We start from the raw sequence: 886 nt of genomic DNA, 5'->3' as shown, positions 1-886 counted from the left end.
CAGGGCTGCCCACACGCCGATCAGCAGGAAGGCCGGGGCCCGCACGAATTCCAGGAACAGGCCCAGCGGCAGCACCACGCCCAGCTTGGCGCGCGGGAACAGGGTCAGATAGGTGCCCATCAAGGCCGACACCGCGCCACTGGCGCCAATGATGGTGCGCTCCGGCGAGCCGATCACGTACAGCGCGGCCAGGTTGGCGATGGCACCGCCGAACAGAAACAGCAGTAGCAGCCGCCATGGCCCCAGCACCCGCTCGGCAGGCAGGCCGAAGATCAGCAGGAACACCAGGTTGCCCAGCAGATGCGACCAGTCGGCATGCAGGAACAGCGCGGTGAACAACCTTAATACGCTGCCATCACGCAGGGCGGCCCACCAGTCATGGCTGCTGCCCAGGCCGGTGGCCAGCGCGCCCCAGTCCAGCCACAAGGTGCGCCGCGCCTCATCCGGGCGTGAGATCGACCACAGGAACGCCGCAAGCAAAGCCACGCACAGCAACGGCACGGCCCAGCGCAGGCCTGTCTTATTTCTGGAAGGAATGGAGACGAACATGACTGCGGAAGCCTAACCCGGGACCGCCCGGGAGGGGCTGGGAATATGTCTTTCGTCGTTATTGTTTAGTTAACCAGCGTGGGTGATACTGCATACGGCGTCGTATGTCGGGAGGGGTCTCCGGCGCACCGTCAAGCGGCTGGGCTGCTTGAAGGTGCAGGCGCAAAACGACAATTACCGTTTACGGAGAGAGCTTCCAACATGACCGCTTCTGCTATTGCCCGCGTCACCGCACTTGCTGTCGGCATCGCCGGCGCCCTCGCTTTCAGCCACGCCAATGCTGCTGCCTTCCAGCTGAAGGAAAACAGCGCCAAGGGCCTGGGCCGCGCTTTCGCCG

Annotated in this window: 1 protein-coding gene; it reads right to left on the bottom strand. The window is 64.4% G+C overall.

Going from position 1 to position 886, the window contains the following annotated elements; translation table 11 throughout:
* Positions 1-549 (bottom strand): rhomboid family intramembrane serine protease (locus ABB27_RS18950; protein ID WP_057630875.1); only part of this gene is annotated, 549 nt, incomplete at its 3' end.
* Positions 550-886: the final 337 nt, after the last annotated feature.

The organism is Stenotrophomonas terrae (assembly GCF_001431465.1).
Lineage (GTDB): Bacteria > Pseudomonadota > Gammaproteobacteria > Xanthomonadales > Xanthomonadaceae > Stenotrophomonas > Stenotrophomonas terrae.
The sequence above is the reverse complement of the archived record's forward strand: the minus strand, read 5'-3'. Positions and strand labels throughout refer to the sequence as shown.